General features: G+C 38.5%; 12 protein-coding genes. 1 reads left to right on the top strand and 11 read right to left on the bottom strand.

The annotated features are described in order from the left end of the window. Nucleotides 1–270 precede the first annotated feature (270 nt). From IGI67_RS20005 to IGI67_RS19960, 10 genes are all read right to left on the bottom strand, one after another. Entirely contained in the window at nt 271–1,518 is a 1,248-nt protein-coding gene (locus IGI67_RS20005; RefSeq protein ID WP_429959007.1) for a hypothetical protein, read from the bottom strand. 35 nt (nt 1,519–1,553) lie between these two features. Continuing rightward, nucleotides 1,554–2,540, bottom strand: a complete 987-nt coding sequence (locus IGI67_RS20000) for an ABC transporter ATP-binding protein (RefSeq protein WP_429959006.1) — start codon at nt 2,538–2,540, stop codon at nt 1,554–1,556. A 2-nt stretch (nt 2,541–2,542) separates the two neighbouring features. Continuing rightward, nucleotides 2,543–3,556, bottom strand: coding sequence for an ABC transporter ATP-binding protein (locus tag IGI67_RS19995; protein WP_429959005.1), 1,014 nt, complete (start codon nt 3,554–3,556; stop codon nt 2,543–2,545). Continuing rightward, a complete protein-coding gene (locus IGI67_RS19990; protein WP_429959004.1) occupies nt 3,556–4,452 on the bottom strand; it encodes an ABC transporter permease in 897 nt (298 codons plus the stop codon). The genes IGI67_RS19995 and IGI67_RS19990 overlap by 1 nt, the downstream gene beginning before the upstream one ends. A gap of 11 nt (nt 4,453–4,463) precedes the next feature. Continuing rightward, nucleotides 4,464–5,414 (bottom strand): ABC transporter permease, encoded by a 951-nt coding sequence (locus IGI67_RS19985; protein WP_429959003.1) that lies wholly within the window; start codon nt 5,412–5,414, stop codon nt 4,464–4,466. A 70-nt stretch (nt 5,415–5,484) separates the two neighbouring features. Next, the gene (locus IGI67_RS19980) at nt 5,485–7,053 is read right to left on the bottom strand and encodes an ABC transporter substrate-binding protein (protein ID WP_429959002.1); all 1,569 of its coding nucleotides are present in this window, start codon (nt 7,051–7,053) and stop codon (nt 5,485–5,487) included. A gap of 892 nt (nt 7,054–7,945) precedes the next feature. Then, a complete protein-coding gene (locus IGI67_RS19975) occupies nt 7,946–9,007 on the bottom strand; it encodes a hypothetical protein (RefSeq protein WP_429959001.1) in 1,062 nt (353 codons plus the stop codon). Nucleotides 9,008–9,292: 285 nt separating this feature from the next. After that, a complete protein-coding gene (locus IGI67_RS19970) occupies nt 9,293–10,144 on the bottom strand; it encodes a PRD domain-containing protein (protein WP_207109659.1) in 852 nt (283 codons plus the stop codon). Nucleotides 10,145–10,167: 23 nt separating this feature from the next. Beyond that, nucleotides 10,168–11,571 carry a glycoside hydrolase family 1 protein gene (locus tag IGI67_RS19965; RefSeq protein ID WP_429959000.1) on the bottom strand — a complete coding sequence of 468 codons (1,404 nt, stop codon included), beginning with the start codon at nt 11,569–11,571 and terminating at the stop codon, nt 10,168–10,170. Nucleotides 11,572–11,650: 79 nt separating this feature from the next. Then, nucleotides 11,651–13,558, bottom strand: a complete 1,908-nt coding sequence (locus IGI67_RS19960; RefSeq protein WP_429958999.1) for a beta-glucoside-specific PTS transporter subunit IIABC — start codon at nt 13,556–13,558, stop codon at nt 11,651–11,653. A gap of 306 nt (nt 13,559–13,864) precedes the next feature. Between IGI67_RS19960 and IGI67_RS19955 the strand changes: the two genes are divergently transcribed. Beyond that, nucleotides 13,865–15,034, top strand: coding sequence for an MFS transporter (locus tag IGI67_RS19955; RefSeq protein WP_429958998.1), 1,170 nt, complete (start codon nt 13,865–13,867; stop codon nt 15,032–15,034). Between the two features lie 221 nt (nt 15,035–15,255). Here the strand turns inward: IGI67_RS19955 and IGI67_RS19950 are convergent, their stop codons facing one another. After that, the gene (locus IGI67_RS19950; RefSeq protein ID WP_429958997.1) at nt 15,256–16,026 is read right to left on the bottom strand and encodes an ABC transporter permease; all 771 of its coding nucleotides are present in this window, start codon (nt 16,024–16,026) and stop codon (nt 15,256–15,258) included. Nucleotides 16,027–16,028 lie beyond the last annotated feature (2 nt).

Raw genomic sequence — 16,028 nt, 5'->3', positions numbered from 1 at the left:
GCCCATACAGAAAATAGTGATAGACACATAAAAACAAACCATCCACCATTTTGAGGAAACGGACATTTGGCAGAAAAATGAACAACGAAATTTGTATTTCTACCGCTATTTTCTGAATCACTGTTCCATGTACCCCTGTGACGTTTACGCAAAAAAACTTGTAGAATGATAAAGAAAAGCATCAGGTTCTCTTTCTATTTTGTCCTTACTGCTTAACGAACAGCATAAAAGGCAAGCTCTTCCATCAACGTTTTGATTATATTCCCAATACTACTTTTCCGCGAATATCAATAATTTATCCGTCGAGGTATCGTAAGTAAGTACATAAAATGTCCCATCGCTTTTTTCTAGCACTCTCGCTCCCTCTGCATTCTTAGGCAATTCGAAATAATCTTGATATAGTTTGTTTCCTCTAACGGTTTCTTTTATTACTTTCCTACCTGAGTTCCATAGAATATAATCCTTTTTTCTAATAAAATTGGCTTCCTCTATGAATGGATCTGTCTGGCCAAAGTTAACCTTCTTTCGTGTATTCATTTTTATGTTTCGCAAGTAATACTGATAAACAGTGATATCCTCATATTCCATGTCAGGATTTTCGGCCATCTCTGCCGATGAGTAAGGACTCACATACGTCAATAATTTTTCAATTATCCATTCATCCGAATACGCAAAGTATGCTTCCGCATAATCCACCTTCTCATCTGGAAACGTATAGCTTTGCTTTTCATTCGTTTTCAGCGTTTTAATCGTATAGCCCGTGTCGGTGGTCAAAATTTGCTTCGTTTTCTCTCTATTTACTTCTGCCTGCGATAATTCATCTCTCTGTTTATAGATATCAAAATATTGCTGATATAAACGCTCATATTCTTTACCCGTTTCCAACACTTTTTGGACCTTATTTGATGAAGCCTCAATCTGTAAGATAAACGAGCGGACTGTTTCCTCATTGGAGCGCTCAGCAGTTGGAGAACCATACCCCTGAATATAAAAAGTTCCTGAATCAAAAACAACATCGGGGTGTTTGCTGTCAAACTCAACAAATTGGCCAATTTGTTTCCCAGACTTCAAATCTACTAATCCGAAATAATACTTCTGCGTAAAACCATTCGTACCAAGCGTTTCTCTATCCTTAAAATCCCCAATCACTTTAACAGCTGCGTAATGCTCATAAACCCCTTCAACCTTATATTCAGGTAAAAATAGAAGCTCTTCATCCTCAGGAATTTCATTTAACTCAATTGTTTCAGCTTTTTTAGAATACGGATCAACTTTCCATAGCTTATCATTATTGAAATAGACCAACTGATCCTGGTAGATTCCTACTTCATGGACTTCTTGCCCGTACGACTTGATTAAATCAGTATCTGCAAATTTACTAATATCAATCTTACGTAATTTTATACTCTCTCGTTGTTCGACCGAATACGATCCCTGACCAAAAAAATAACCAACTAAACAAATAGATAGAGCCACTAGTACTGATAAAATGGCTATCCAATTTTTTCTTTTCTTCACTAATTTCTCCTTTGGGTTCATTTACTTCTACATAACTAATTTCTCTCAACACCATCATACATATGACAAGCCACTTTATGATTAGGAGCTATTTCCAGAAACGCCGGTGTCTGCTCCGCACATTTTTCCATCCTATAAGGACATCTGCTACAAAATGCACACCCTTTAAAATCATTCGTTCTGACTGGTTGTTCACCCTTAAACTCTGAAAATCCTATTTCTTGGATAAAAGGATCTGGTACTGAAGCAAACAGACCTTTTGTATATGGGTGAAGAGGATTTTCAAAGAGTTCATCCGTTTCTGCCTCTTCTACTAATGTACCAAGATACATTACCCCTATTCGATCAGAAATATACCGAATAACACCGATATCATGAGAAATAAAAAGTAAGCTAAGCTGCAGTTCTTGCTGCAGCTCCATCAGGGTATTCAAGACCTGTGCCTGAATTGAAACATCAAGCGCCGATACAGGTTCATCACAAATAATTAATCGGGGCTTGATTACCAACGCACTCGCAATCCCAAGTCGTTGTACTTGTCCGCCAGACAATTCATGCGGATACCTGAAATAATGATATTCAGACAATCCTACCTTCTCTAATATCTCTACTGCTTGATCTCGACGATCAAAGGCATCAGATACACCATGTATCTTTAAGATATCTTCGAGAATACTACCAATTCTCTGTCTTGGATTTAATGCCGACAACGTGTTTTGAAAGACCATCTGCAACTCTTTTCTCAGCGGGAAAAATTCTTTATCCTTTAGTTTAGACAGGTCTTTCCCTTCATAAATAATCGAACCACTATTCGGTTTCTCCAATCCAACAATCATCCGTCCTGTTGTCGATTTACCGCAACCTGATTCGCCTACTAATCCATAAGTTTCCCCTTCTTTTATGCTAAAGGTTAAATTATCAACTGCCAACATTTGTTCCGTTTGACTAAAAATGCTCGATTTTTGACCTCGCATTGGAAAAGATTTTCTTAGGTTTTTAATTTCTAGTAAATTATTCGCCATTGTTATTCCTCCCTCAATGCGGTTGATTTCTCATATTTCCAACACTTTACAAAATGATCTGGCCGCGCTTCTATCATCGGAGGTTGTTCTTGAAAACAGCGCTCCTCTGCATATTTACATCGCGTACAAAAATGACAACCTTTTGGAATCTCTGAGAGCGAAGGGACAGTTCCTGGTATTGTAGGCAGAGCCGTGCCGCGTTCAGCTTCCAAATGCGGAATACAAGAAATCAACCCCTCTGTATAAGGATGTAAAGGCGCTTCAAACAGTACATTCGTCACTGCATCTTCTACGATCTGACCGAGATACATCACCTTGATACGATGACAAAGTTTGGAAACAGCGCCCATATCATGAGTAATAAAAAGTACGGACATTCCCATATTTTCATTCAGGTCTCTAATTAAATCTAGAATTTGTTTTTGGATTGTTACATCTAGTGCGGTCGTTGGTTCATCGGCAATCAGAAGCTTTGGTTCGCAGGCAAGCGCCATCGCGATCATTACTCGTTGCTGCATTCCTCCTGACAGCTCAAAAGGATATTTTTTTAGACAGTCCTCAGGATTAGGAATGCCAGTCAACTGTAACATTTCAATACTATGTTTTTTTGCTTCATCCTTCGATTTCCGTTTGTGTCGCTTGATCACTTCACTCAATTGTTTTTCAACAGTATGAACGGGACTCAGGGAGTTTAATGGATCTTGAAAGATAATTGAAATCTCATTCCCTCGAATATCTCTGATCTGCGAAGGCGAACTCTGTAATAAATCCTTACCCTCAAAGAGAATCTCCCCTTCATATTTTACGGCTGTATCATGATCTCTCAATCGCAAAATGGATTGCGACATCACACTTTTTCCCGAACCAGATTCCCCAACTACACCGATGATCTCGCCAGCACGAATTTTTAAATCTACCTCGTCTACCGCAGGAAGCCACTTCTTATGAATAGGAAATTTCACCCGAAGATGATTAATCGCTAATATTTCTTTTTCTTCAACTACTTGCTTCTTCACTATTTTTTTGCGCCTCCTTTTACTCTTGGATCAAGGTAATCTCTAATGCCATCACCCAAAAGGTTCAGGCTCAAAACACAGATTACCACTGCGAGCCCTGGAGCGACCATCGTCCACGGTGCTTTAGAAAAGACTAATTTACTATCTTGCAGCATGTTCCCCCAGCTTGCTGCAGGCGCTGGGATTCCCGCGCCTAAGAAACTCAGGGAGGCCTCAGAGATTATCGCTTGTGCAAATATAAATGAAGCTTGTACGACAAGAGGCGAAATGACCCCCGGCAAAATTAATTTCCATAGAATTTTGAAACTGCTGAATCCTTGAACTTTAGCCGCCTCTATGTAAGGCTGTTCCTTAATGACCATCGCACTGGCCCGAACTGTCCGGGCTACACTTGGAGTATATACGATAGTCAGCGCCCAGACTACATTCCAACTAGACGTGCCAAAAGCAGTAATAAATGAGATTGCTAATAGGATTCCGGGAATCGCAATCAAAGCATCACAAATCCGCATTAGTATATGATCTAATAGTTTAAAATAGCTTGAATAGATGCCGATTATTGTTCCAATCACACATGAAAATGCGGCTACAGAACTTCCTACCCACAACGAAACTCTAGCTCCATACATCAAGCGGATCAAAATATCTCTTCCAAATTCATCCGTGCCGAATTTATGAACACGACTAGGGGCATTGAACCGTTCTGTCACTGCCATGGCATTGGGATCTGTCGAATGAAACATCGGAATGATCATTGCCGCCAAAAAGATTGTCACAAAACCTGCCAATCCAATGATAAATGCTGGATTTGTAAGGATTTTTTCCTTTCGAAGCTGCCTCTGTTCTTTGACGATGGCTATACCCGCTTCAGAAATACCTTTTCTTGTTAAATACACTTTCTCACCCCCTACTTTCTCCCTGGCTGAAGTCTTGGATCAACAAATCCATACAGCACATCTACGAATAAATTAATCAGTACATATAATAAAGTTACAAATAGAACTACACCTTGAATCACAAAAACATCGCGTCGATTAATCGCAGACATCGTGAGCATTCCAAGTCCCGGAATGTTAAATAATGTTTCTGTAACGATCGTCCCTGTTATCAAACTTCCAAACGATTGTCCGATAGCAGTCAAGATGACAGGAGCGGCATTTTTTAACCCATAACTTAGGAGGACATTTTTCTCCTTTAGTCCTTTTGCACGAGCGGTTTGAATAAAGCTCTTATGCAAAACATCTAATAAAGAAGATCGTATCATCCGAGTTAGATAAGCTGCTTGTACGATTCCCAAAGACAGAGCTGGCAGAAATAAGTAGTTTAAATATTCGCCTATCCCGGCAGATAGGTCGACATAACCCGCCACTGGAAACCATTGGTTATATACACTAAACACTAGCATTAAAAACATACTCAGTAAAAATCCAGGAAGAGCTGAGCCTAGTAGCGATACAGATACGGCTACTAAGTCGATAGCCGTTCCCCGTCTATAGGCTGCTAAAATTCCGAGGGGCATAGCGATAATAACCGCAAAAATTTGAGCCAGAATGGCTAAACTAAGTGTTGGGCCAAAATACTCAGCGATCACAGAAATGACCGATTGTCGTAAAAAATATGATTCGCCCCAATTCCCTCTAATAATTCCACCTAACCAATCAACGTATTGAACGAGAAATGGCCGATCAAACCCTAGCTGTGCATTCATCTGATTAATCTGATCAGAGGTCGCTTCCATTCCTAAAATAGCAGTAGCCGGTCCTCCAGGTATCAGATAGACGATCAGAAAAGTAATAATCGATACAATAAACAAGACCGGAATCAATGCTAAAATCCGTTTTCCTATATAAGACAACATAATGTACTCCTTTAACTATACTTCTGTTAAAAAACGGCGAGCCGCTAAAGCAGCTCACCGTATCTATATTTTATTTTGAAACCGTCGCATTCCAGAAAATCTGGAACCGTAGAAACTCATAGCCATCTACGTCTTTGCTGATGGCGTTTAGCCCAGTAAAGTGGCCCAGTACTGTTGCTCCGCCATAATCATAGATGTATTCTTGTAAATCATCCCAGGCGGCTTTGGCATCTTTTTGAGAATCAGCTAAGCGAATGGCTTTGATCCCATCGGTAATCTCTGGTCTGTCCATGCCTGCCCACGTCTTATCTAATACGGTCAGCTGAATCGGAAGAACATTGTAGCTATTACTTGTGATAAACATGCTGTTTTGATTTGGGTCAGCACGGTGTTCCATAAAAGTACTAAAGTCATAGCTTTCAACTTCCGCATTCATACCTGCTTTCTTAAGCTGCTCCTGAACAACCAAAGTTGCGTTGTACATCTCTGGATAATCTTGAGTTGTAACGAGTACTAACTTCTCATTATTATAGCCCACTTTTTTCAGCAGCTCTTTTGCTTTGTCTGGATCATTTTGATTGTAGTATTTTTCTCCTGCATCGCTTCCCCATTGAGTATCCTCTGAGCTAAACCATCCTGGATTCTCTTCATAAAGTTTTTTATTTCCATAACTTGCAAGAAGGATGTCATCCATATTAAGCGCTGCTAACACAGCCTGTCTCATATCCTGATTTTTCATGATCCCTACTGTCGTGTTCAGGAACAAGTTCAGTGTCCCACCTTTGGTAATATCCATTTTTAGGTTAGGTTCTTTCGTTAACTCTTCATAATTATCCTGAGGAACCTCTTCTACAACGTCATATTGACCATTCTTAGCACCGGCAATTCGAGTGGAAGCATCTGTTACAATTTCAAAAAGAAGATTTTTAGTAGCCGCTTCCTTTTTACCTGCTAAACCAGATGTCGCATTATCCTTCACTTTATAATCATCGAATTTTTCTAGTTTGATGTATTGGTCTTGTTTCCAGTTTGCTAACTTATAAGGGCCTGTTCCAATGTATTCACTGACTCCTTTTTCTCCAGCACCTTCAACGATTTCGGCTGGATAAATAGCCGCAAACATGATTGGGTTGGCGAGTACTGTGATAATGTCCGTGGAAGCTTCGTTTGCGGTCATCTTCACTGTGTAATCGTCCACTTTCTCAAATTTAGACCCACCAATTAAGGTACTGGCTTTTTGGGAATCTTTAACCCATCGATTCATTGATGCCACAACATCATCCGCTTTCATCTCATTATCATTATGAAATTTAACACCTTTTAAAAGCTTAATCGTGTATTCTTTATTATCGTCACTGACTTCATAAGAATCCGCAAGTACCGGCTGAGGTTCATAATTTTTATCCAATGCAAAAAGCGGCTCAAAAATATGGTAACCAACCTGTGCTGTAATATTTGAGTTTGCAATTTGAGCATCCAGAGAAGGCGGATTCGCTGAAATTGCAATGCGAAGCTCTTCCTTTTTCTCAGAACCTGCACTCTTGTCACTATCTGCTGCTTTTTTTCCTCCACATCCCGCTAGTAATAAAAGCAAGCATAAAGGGAATAATAAATATTTCACAACTGTTTTTCTCAACACAAACAACTCCTCCTAATTTTTCAACGTATAACCTTTTATCGTAGAATAGATTGGTCCATTGATTCAACAAAGCAATTCTGATTGACACATAAAGTAATAACTTGAGTGGTAATTCCTTTTCCTGAGTGCTCTATTTAATAAAACACACGAAAAAAGCATACCGACTCGACAGCATGCTTTCTCAAATACATATTCTAAATAAACATCTAGTGCGTTCGAAACTTTTTCGAACACACACGAAAAAAACCAGAATCTGCAGAGCGTTTCAATAGAAGCAATAGCCTAATGAAAAATAGGGACAGAAAATTCCGTATATGTTGTTTATTTATTTGATAGAATATGGTGAGAAAACGATTCTTTACACACTGACTTAGAGCACGCTAAGATTTCAGTGCTTGCTCAGGAATGACGAATGGTTTCATTGAAATCAACGCACGTCATCATTTTCTCACCTCTTCTCTTGTTATATTTTTAACAATCAACGTTATGGTAAAACGCTTTCGACTAAAAAAAGATTAGCATTCCTACTCATGAACTGTCAAGAACATATTCACTATTTGCAGCATTTCCAATATGTTATCTTTTTAGAGAATTATTCATTCGTTTGCTCATAGGATATCTAGCCAAACAGAAGAATGAACAGTTCTCTATCTGCTGCTAATTGAGATTCCAGAAATCCCAAGTGTTCCCCCGAGTTTCTCACGAATTTTGTTAATAAAAATTGCTAAAGTTCGTTCGGAAATCATAGGATAGGAGTTTTGAATTTACAGTAGACTTCTTAATCATCGCCTCATTTAAAACTGTACCTTTGGCAGTGATGTCGTGTTTTAGGTGCTTCATTTATACTTACAAATCCAACAAAAGTCAAAATCCTTCGCCTGTCAGCATACTCCTATCTATTAATTGATCCATTATTGACTCCACTCTCGGTATAACTAATCATTCGGAAATTATTCTGGTCAACTAAAACAACTCGTTTCTCCATCACTAAATCGTTATGCTCCATAGGTTTCTTGAAACGAATGTAATAACCATTATCCCAGCTTGCCTCTGTATCCTTTTTAAATTCTATCTCATCAAACGGTAAGTCGCCCTCTTGCCCCATTAATGTGGTTGTACTGTGTATGACTCCAGTACCGTCTTCTTTCACCTCAAAGCTTCCTATTGTAGAATCATCTGTATATTTGATTGTCCAATTTCCGGTCATATTAACTGGCGCATCATTTTGCTTTTCTTGGACCTGCGCAGTCATCTTTTCTCTGTACCCTTCAACATCTTCACTAGAAAATCCTTGTTTACCACCAACATTATATATTCCATAAAATGGCAGCTCAGGTTCCAGGTTGTCGTAAGTAAGTTTCATCGGATGATACATCCAATCAATAAACTCTTTTGGTAAATCAGTGGTTGACCTGCCTGGTAAATAAACCCTCATTTCATTTGCATCATCTAATCCGTATATACGATCAGTTGGTATCACCTCATATTTTCCTTCTCTACCAGCTTGAGGACCGATAACCTCTAGATTTCCGATACTCATCTTATATTCAAACTCCGAAATCTGCTCCACATTTTTGAAGTTCCCCTTAAAATCACATTGATGAACTTCTGATGCATCATAATCGGCATAAATACCGGTAAACCCACCTTTACCATCCATTTTTAAGACAGTTTGCCAACCACCCGCGCCGCTAGTGAACGTAAACTCTTTTGGCAGTTGGGAAAAGAACGCAGCATTTGGATCACTTGATAGCTCGGATATTGAGTCACTTGAACTATTCTTAACCTCTTCCCTAGCCTCTGTACTGCTCTTGGTCATCTTGGTACTTGAGTATTTTTCTGAAACCATAACTACGCCGCTACTCTCTTTACTTGTCGACTTTTTTTCAATCTTACACCCTGCAATACTAACTAAACAAAGACAAATACCCAAACCCATAATTACTTTTTTCATGTAATTTCTCCTTATCACTTTTTCCGATTTGTCATTAGTATATCAGGAAATAGCATCAAACAGTTTGGTCTCTATAAAACAGACCTATAATTATATCTTTTGTGGTATTACTTTCTAAAAAAACATCCCTTTTTAAAGCATTTTGTTGGTCATATCACTTGTTTGTTTCATAAAAAAGAATTTCCAATCTTATTTAGGTGAGATTGAGTCATAAAAAAGGGACGCTCCGCAAGCTGAATTGCGAAACGTCCGAAACGAGTAATTTGAATAACATAAGTTTTCCTTTTACTCCTCTTGCTCCTGTTCCTCCACAATTCGATGCAGATGAACAAGCAAATAGATTTTCTCTTGCTTGGTGATATTCAAATCAAATTCTTTGTAAATAAAAATTTCAAAGGCTCTAATAATAGCTACTTCCTTCGTCATTTTTGTGGCTAAAGTTTGGTACAATTCTTCTTTATCTTCATCAGGAAAAAGTTTTCCTTCATAGACCCGTTCGCTGAAGTAATTTAAATGGGTCAAAAAGCGAGAGTAAGTAAATGTATCACGGTTTATCTTTCCACCCACGATTCTTTGAACGATTTTCTCAAAATTATTCATTAGTTTTGCGATACTCTGACCTCTTTGATGTGAAGAGGATTCCATCTTGGCATTGACAAAATGAAGTCCGATAGCTGTTGCCTCACTATCAGGCAATCGAATTTGAAGTTCTTTATTTATTAGCTCTACTGCATATCGTCCAATTTGATACTCATTTTTATGGTATAACATCACATCAGGGTAATTAAAATTCTCACCAACATTTCCCGCTTCAAGACGTCTTACAACGAATGAAACATGATCAGACAAAGACAAATAGAGGTAGTCTTTTACCTCTATTTGATAGCTGCTGGCGGCATAATCAATGATTTTTTTAACCAAGTTTATATAAGTATCATCTAAGGTGCTGGCTAATTGAACGAAGTTCGTTAGCATTTTATTATCCGTCAAAATGAACACCTTTTCGATTTCATCTTCTTGAATCTCATGGCCAATTGCTTTGTTATATCCAATGCCTTTTCCCATCAAAATACACTCAGTACCTGCTTCATCTAAGGCTAAAACGAGTGAATTGTTCATCACTTTTAGCACCTGCATTGACTCACCGCCTTATCTTTTCTCTAGTCTGTCAGTCCATGATCCTGAATTACTTTTTGATACCAATAAAAACTATCTTTAGGAATACGTCGTAAATCTTTCAAATCATGATCTTCTCTATTTATATAAACAAATCCATAGCGTTTCTTAAACCCTTGATGCGAACTTAATAAATCCATGACTGACCAAGGGCAGTAACCAAATAATTCAACACCATCTTGAATCGCATCATAACAAGCTGAGATATGATCACGGATGTAATTGATACGATACTGATCATGAACTTTTCCATCTTCAGTCAAGACATCCGCCGATCCTAATCCATTTTCAGTAATAATCAGTGGTAGTCGGAATTGACGATAGTATTCATTCAGGACCAGTCGTAATCCCATTGGATCAATCTGTGCACCATACTCTGTAGCACTTAAATTCTGATTCTTTTCAACTTGGAAATAGCCATAAAGATCAAAGTCAACATCTTTTTCACGAACACCCAATGCATGCGTATCGTCAACCGGTAAGTAGCTAGCCACCAGTGTTCGATAATAATTCAACGCAATAAAATCTGGTTTCGCCGCAGCGAGGATCACCTTGTCCTCAGGCAGAACTACTGGGGCAATGCCGACCTTGTCTAAAAACTCTTGATAATAGCCAGGATATTGTCCAAAACAATACATTTCTAAAGCATAATTTGTCTTGAAATTATCATTCATTTTGGCTGCCCAAACATCCATTGGCTTATTCGAAGCAGGATAGGTCATCGTTGAAGAAACTGCTGGTCCGATTTTACTTCCTAAAATCATTTCGTGACAATCATTCGTCGCATGAGCATGGGCAACAAACATATGATAATCCATTTGAGCACGCACTCGTTCCTTGTCTTCCAGCTTCACATCATACATGTTCATACGTTCGTCTACTCGAATCATTAAGTTTTGTTCATTATTCACCTGCCAATGCTTCACTCGATCGCCAAAAGCTTGATAACATATTTGAGCGTATCTTCTAAAAGCATCCACACAAGCCCGAGATTCCCATCCATTATACTTTACAGCAAGTGCATATGGTAAATCAAAATGATATAGGGTAATAAAAGGAATAATCTCATTATCGATCAAGCAGTCAATAATCTTATTATAAAATGCAATCCCTTTTTCATTAACCTCGCCATCTCCATCTGGAATAATCCGTGTCCAAGATAAAGAAAAACGATACGTTTTCAACCCCAATTCTTTCATCATTTTGATATCTTCTTCATAGTGGTGATAAAAATCACTCGCCACTTTCGTATCCGCTTGTTGAGCAGAGCGAGTAAAAGAATTATGGTCTGCAACGGACTCTCCCTTACCATCTTTTTCCCAAGCTCCTTCTATTTGAAAAGCAGAGGAAGAGGCTCCCCACCAAAAATCTTCATCGAATTTTTTCATATATTTATACGCTCCTTATTAATCTCTTAAAATGAGTAACAGTCACTAAACTACAGGTCCCATGCAGCTTAAAATCAATTTATACTGCTGGCTTCGTCAGAAAGAACAATAGATTGCTGCTTGTTTCAATGTGATTGTCTTTCGTTGAGCCAATAGCTACATAGTTATTGGAATTAGTAATAATCACTGATGTTGTTAAATCGTACCCAGCATTTTCAATCCCCTCCATATCAAAGGAAACGATTCGCTGATCTTTCTTCAATCGATCACCAACATTCGCATGCTTTTCAAAGAATTTTCCATCTAAATTCACTGTGTCAATCCCTATATGAATTAACATTTCAACACCATTATCTAACGTTAAGCCGATAGCATGCATCGTCGGATAGAGAACACTGACTGTTGCATCCATTGGTGCGACGATCTCTCCTTTGCTTGGATAAATGGCAATTCCCTTACCCATCGCGCCAGAAGCAAAAACTTCATCTGAAACTTCCGATAATGAGATCGCCCGACCTTCTACCGGTGAATCTACTACTAAATTGCTATCTTCAAAAACTAAATCATCGTTAATTGCTTCCTTAACTGCTTCCGCCAATGTTTCTTGAACTTTTTTCGCATTTTCTTCTGGAATATCTTTAAAACCCAAAACAACCGTCATGATACATGCTCCGCCAAAAGCAATTAAACAGCCTAATAGATAACAAACAAATGCTTTCGTGCCAGCTTCAGCATAGACAGGAATGGTCAGAATACCTTGATTAGCAAAGGCATTCCCATAAGAACCGCCCCATCCCATTAAAGCTCCTCCCAACGCGCCACTGATCACAGCATAGATCATTGGTTTTTTTAAACGTAAATTGGCCCCATAGATTGCTGGTTCAGTAATCCCAAACAAGGCAGTTACAGTAGCTGATGCAGCCACCGTTTTTAAGTTTTTGTTTTTTGTTTTTAAAAATACACCTAAGGCCGCACCAGCTTGAGAAAAATTAGCAGCACCGGCGAAAGCAAGTAGATTTTGACGACCTGTTTTCGCAACATCATTAATCCCGATTGGTATAATTGCTCGATGGGCACCAAAGATAACTAGAACACACCAGATTCCACCAATGAAGGCTCCTAACAAAATTGGACTTAGCCCCATAATATAGTAGTATGCCCAGTTAACAATATTTCCAAAATAAATACCGATCGGTCCAAATACCATTAGAGTTGCCGGAACCATAACCAATAATGATACTGTTGGAACCATGATGATTTTTAACACTTCTGGCATGATTTTCTTAACGAATCTCTCAACATATGCCAATACAAAAATAGCAATTATGATTGGCACCACTGACGATACGTAGTTTGCCTGTGTAATTCCTACACCGAACAAGGTCACTGGATTTTCTCCAGTCATTAAATCAACAACTGCAGGGTAGCAAAGCGTTGCTCCTAAAATCATGGCAATGTAATCATTTGTTTTAAAGACTTTGGCCGCCGAACGTGCCAAAATGATCGGCATAAAATAAAATAGTGCGTCAGAAGCAGCATTAAGAATAATATAGGTGTTGAATTCCTTAATATCGACTTGATACATATTCAGCCCAATCAACGCCGCCACCGCCAGAATTCCTTTCAACATACCAGAGGCTGCAATTGCAGGAACTGTTGGTGTAAAGATTGCGGCCACTGTATTTAAAATTTTCGTGCCTATCCCTACTTTTTCATCCTCCTCATTGCTTGTTTCCTGTAATTCACCCACCATTGGAATCATTTCATCATAGACCTTTTCAACTTTATTCCCTAAAACTACTTGAAATTGACCGCTAGCCTCGACTACTTGGATGACTCCCTCCGTATTTGAAATGACCTCTTTATTTGCTTTGCTCTTGTCCTTAAGCACAAAGCGCAAACGAGTAAAGCAATGAGTCAAACTTGAAACATTCTCTTTACCGCCAACTTCTTCCAAGATTCGTTTTGCAACATCATGATTATCCATTTTCTAATCCTCCAAAAATTTAGTTTGTATGAACGTCAATTTCCTTTGGCCAAAGGTCCGTGCTTATTCGACAAAAAAAGATCAAATATACATAAATAACACCATAGGACATGGTTATCATTTACGTACACTTGATCTCGCCTGCATTACCAGTAACGCGTCAAACGAACGCGGTTATTAAATTTACACCCACAATATATCATGCTCCTTTTTGAAATGCAAGCGAATTCACAAATAAAATTTTATTTGCTTTTTTTTCACATTTTGCGTTATGCTTGTCCTTGAATTTTTAAATCATGAAGGATGGTGGTTATCATAAAAAAACGAGAAAAGAATCTATTACTGTTAATCGTTACGTTATTTTGGTTTGCCCAATATGTTTATATTCCTTACCAAACTCCTTACTTAGCCACAATCAATGTATCCGCGAGTTTCATCGGAATTATCATTGGCTCGTATGGTATTTCACAGTTAGCACTCCGTTTGCCAGTAGGTATAATAGCAGATTTACGACCGAACCATCGCTTGTTTATTTCGCTAGGTACCTTGTGTGCTGGAGTCGCTTCCTTATTTCGCCTCCTCTTTCAAAACGGCATTGGTTTTCTATTAGGAAATATTTTTTCAGGCTTTGCTAGTGCTACCTGGATTTCTTTCATGGTTTACTATCTTAGCCTACACGATAATCACATGCAAAACGCCGCTACAAGTAAAATTATCATGACGAATAATATTGGTATGCTGGTTGGTTTTATCACCAGCAGCCTTTTATATAATCAGATTGGTATGGCAAATATTTGTTTATTAAGTGTTTTAAGCGGGTTTTCCGGATTCGTTATTTCATTGAATCTTAAAAAAACAAAAACAAAAATTAGAATAACTGTTAATGCAAAAGAACTATTAGCTGTTGGTAAACAACCAAAATTAATTTTATTCTCTTTTTTAGCACTAATTCAACAAGGCATCCAGATGTCTACGACAATGTCATTTACTAATCAACTGATCAAGGAACAAGGCGCTACTGATTTCCAAGTTGGATTATCATCGATCATTTATATGTTCTCAGCCGTTATTTTTTCTCGTATTAGTTCCACCTTATCTCTGAATCTGCAACGTAGAAAATGGTTGACATTCATGTCATTTGGATTTCTCGCACTTTATTGTCTTATTGTTCCATTGGCTAATGCATTACCTATTTTCTATCTTTTACAAACCATTCCTGGTGTTGGTACTGGAATTTTATTCTCACTACTAACTTCTGAAGCCATGGAAGGCATCGAACTACATAAAAAATCAAGCGCAATGGGGTTCTTTCAAGCAATCTATGCAGTTGGCATGACGCTTTTCCCTGTCTTAGTCGGTGCAATCAACAATGCTATTAATCTAAAGTTCGCCTATTGGGTCCTAGCATCCTTTTCACTCGTCGGTGGAATAATCGCTCTTATTTATTACAATTTCTCCCAAAAGCTAAAGTCCTAAAATCAAAGAGCTCTGGATTGATCGACCAAAGTTAGCTTTAGGTCACTTCTTTAGAATGTCTCGAAAAGTTACTTAGAATTAATTTTATTGCTGGATTCGTTCATAAATACCTTTGAAATATTCATAACTTTCGGGGATACGACTTTCTGTATTATCGAACTTCCTGTCCCCAACATCTCCTAATTAATTTATGTGTGTTTTATGAATCTAACTCCAATGATTTACTGTGCTGCTTTCTGTTTGTATATATGGAGGGCGGACACACAAAATACAACAGCTAAGCTAATACACCATATTAACGCCATGCCTAGTGTGCTGGTTGCTAAATGCTGACTCAAGAGTAGGGCACGCACTGTATCAATAATTGGTGTCATTGGCTGATTCTCAGCCACAATGCGAAGTACGCGCGGCATAGTTTCGGTTGGCACAAACGCTGAACTAAGAAACGGGAGCACTCCGATTAACTGCATATAGCCGGATGCTTCCTCTGAGGTTTTTGCAAATACGCCAATCAATACCGCTAACCACATTGCCATAACGATATATAAAATAATAATTACCACAGCTATGATCCATTCAGTGACTCCTGCCTGTGGTCGGAAGCCGACCAATAATGAAACACAAATTGCAATCCCTGCCGTAATAATACTTTGTAAAATGGCCGCCGTAACATGCCCTACTAAAATAGAAGCTTTTGCAATCGGCATCGTACGAAAGCGATCAATAACTCCTTTGGTCATATCATTGTTTAAACGAACAGAAATTGCAGGTGTACTTTGTAAAATGGTTAACACGATTACCCCGGGAACAATGTAGTTAGCAACACTAACACCGCCTAAGTCCATCGCCCCACCAAACACATAGACAAATATCGCCAGTATTGAAGCTGGCATCATCAAAGCTAATGCAATTGCGCTTGGACTTCTAAATGATAGTTTCAAGCTTCGTATAAACATTGTCCTTGAGTCTCTTAACAGAGAACCCTCTCTCATAC

It is taken from the genome of Enterococcus sp. AZ196, from assembly GCF_050498845.1.
In the GTDB taxonomy this organism is placed as follows: domain Bacteria; phylum Bacillota; class Bacilli; order Lactobacillales; family Enterococcaceae; genus Enterococcus_A; species Enterococcus_A murrayae.
The sequence above is the reverse complement of the archived record's forward strand: the minus strand, read 5'-3'. Positions and strand labels throughout refer to the sequence as shown.

What these genes read in the sequence shown, in the direction of transcription:
- IGI67_RS19965 (WP_429959000.1), bottom strand. Translation starts at nt 11,571, where the DNA reads ATGAAAAAATTCGATGAAGATTTTTGGTGGGGAGCCTCTTCCTCTGCT.
- IGI67_RS19985 (WP_429959003.1), bottom strand. Translation starts at nt 5,414, where the DNA reads ATGTTGTCTTATATAGGAAAACGGATTTTAGCATTGATTCCGGTCTTG.
- IGI67_RS20000 (WP_429959006.1), bottom strand. Translation starts at nt 2,540, where the DNA reads ATGGCGAATAATTTACTAGAAATTAAAAACCTAAGAAAATCTTTTCCA.
- IGI67_RS19970 (WP_207109659.1), bottom strand. Translation starts at nt 10,144, where the DNA reads ATGCAGGTGCTAAAAGTGATGAACAATTCACTCGTTTTAGCCTTAGAT.
- IGI67_RS19950 (WP_429958997.1), bottom strand. Translation starts at nt 16,026, where the DNA reads ATGAGAGAGGGTTCTCTGTTAAGAGACTCAAGGACAATGTTTATACGA.
- IGI67_RS19960 (WP_429958999.1), bottom strand. Translation starts at nt 13,558, where the DNA reads ATGGATAATCATGATGTTGCAAAACGAATCTTGGAAGAAGTTGGCGGT.
- IGI67_RS19975 (WP_429959001.1), bottom strand. Translation starts at nt 9,007, where the DNA reads ATGAAAAAAGTAATTATGGGTTTGGGTATTTGTCTTTGTTTAGTTAGT.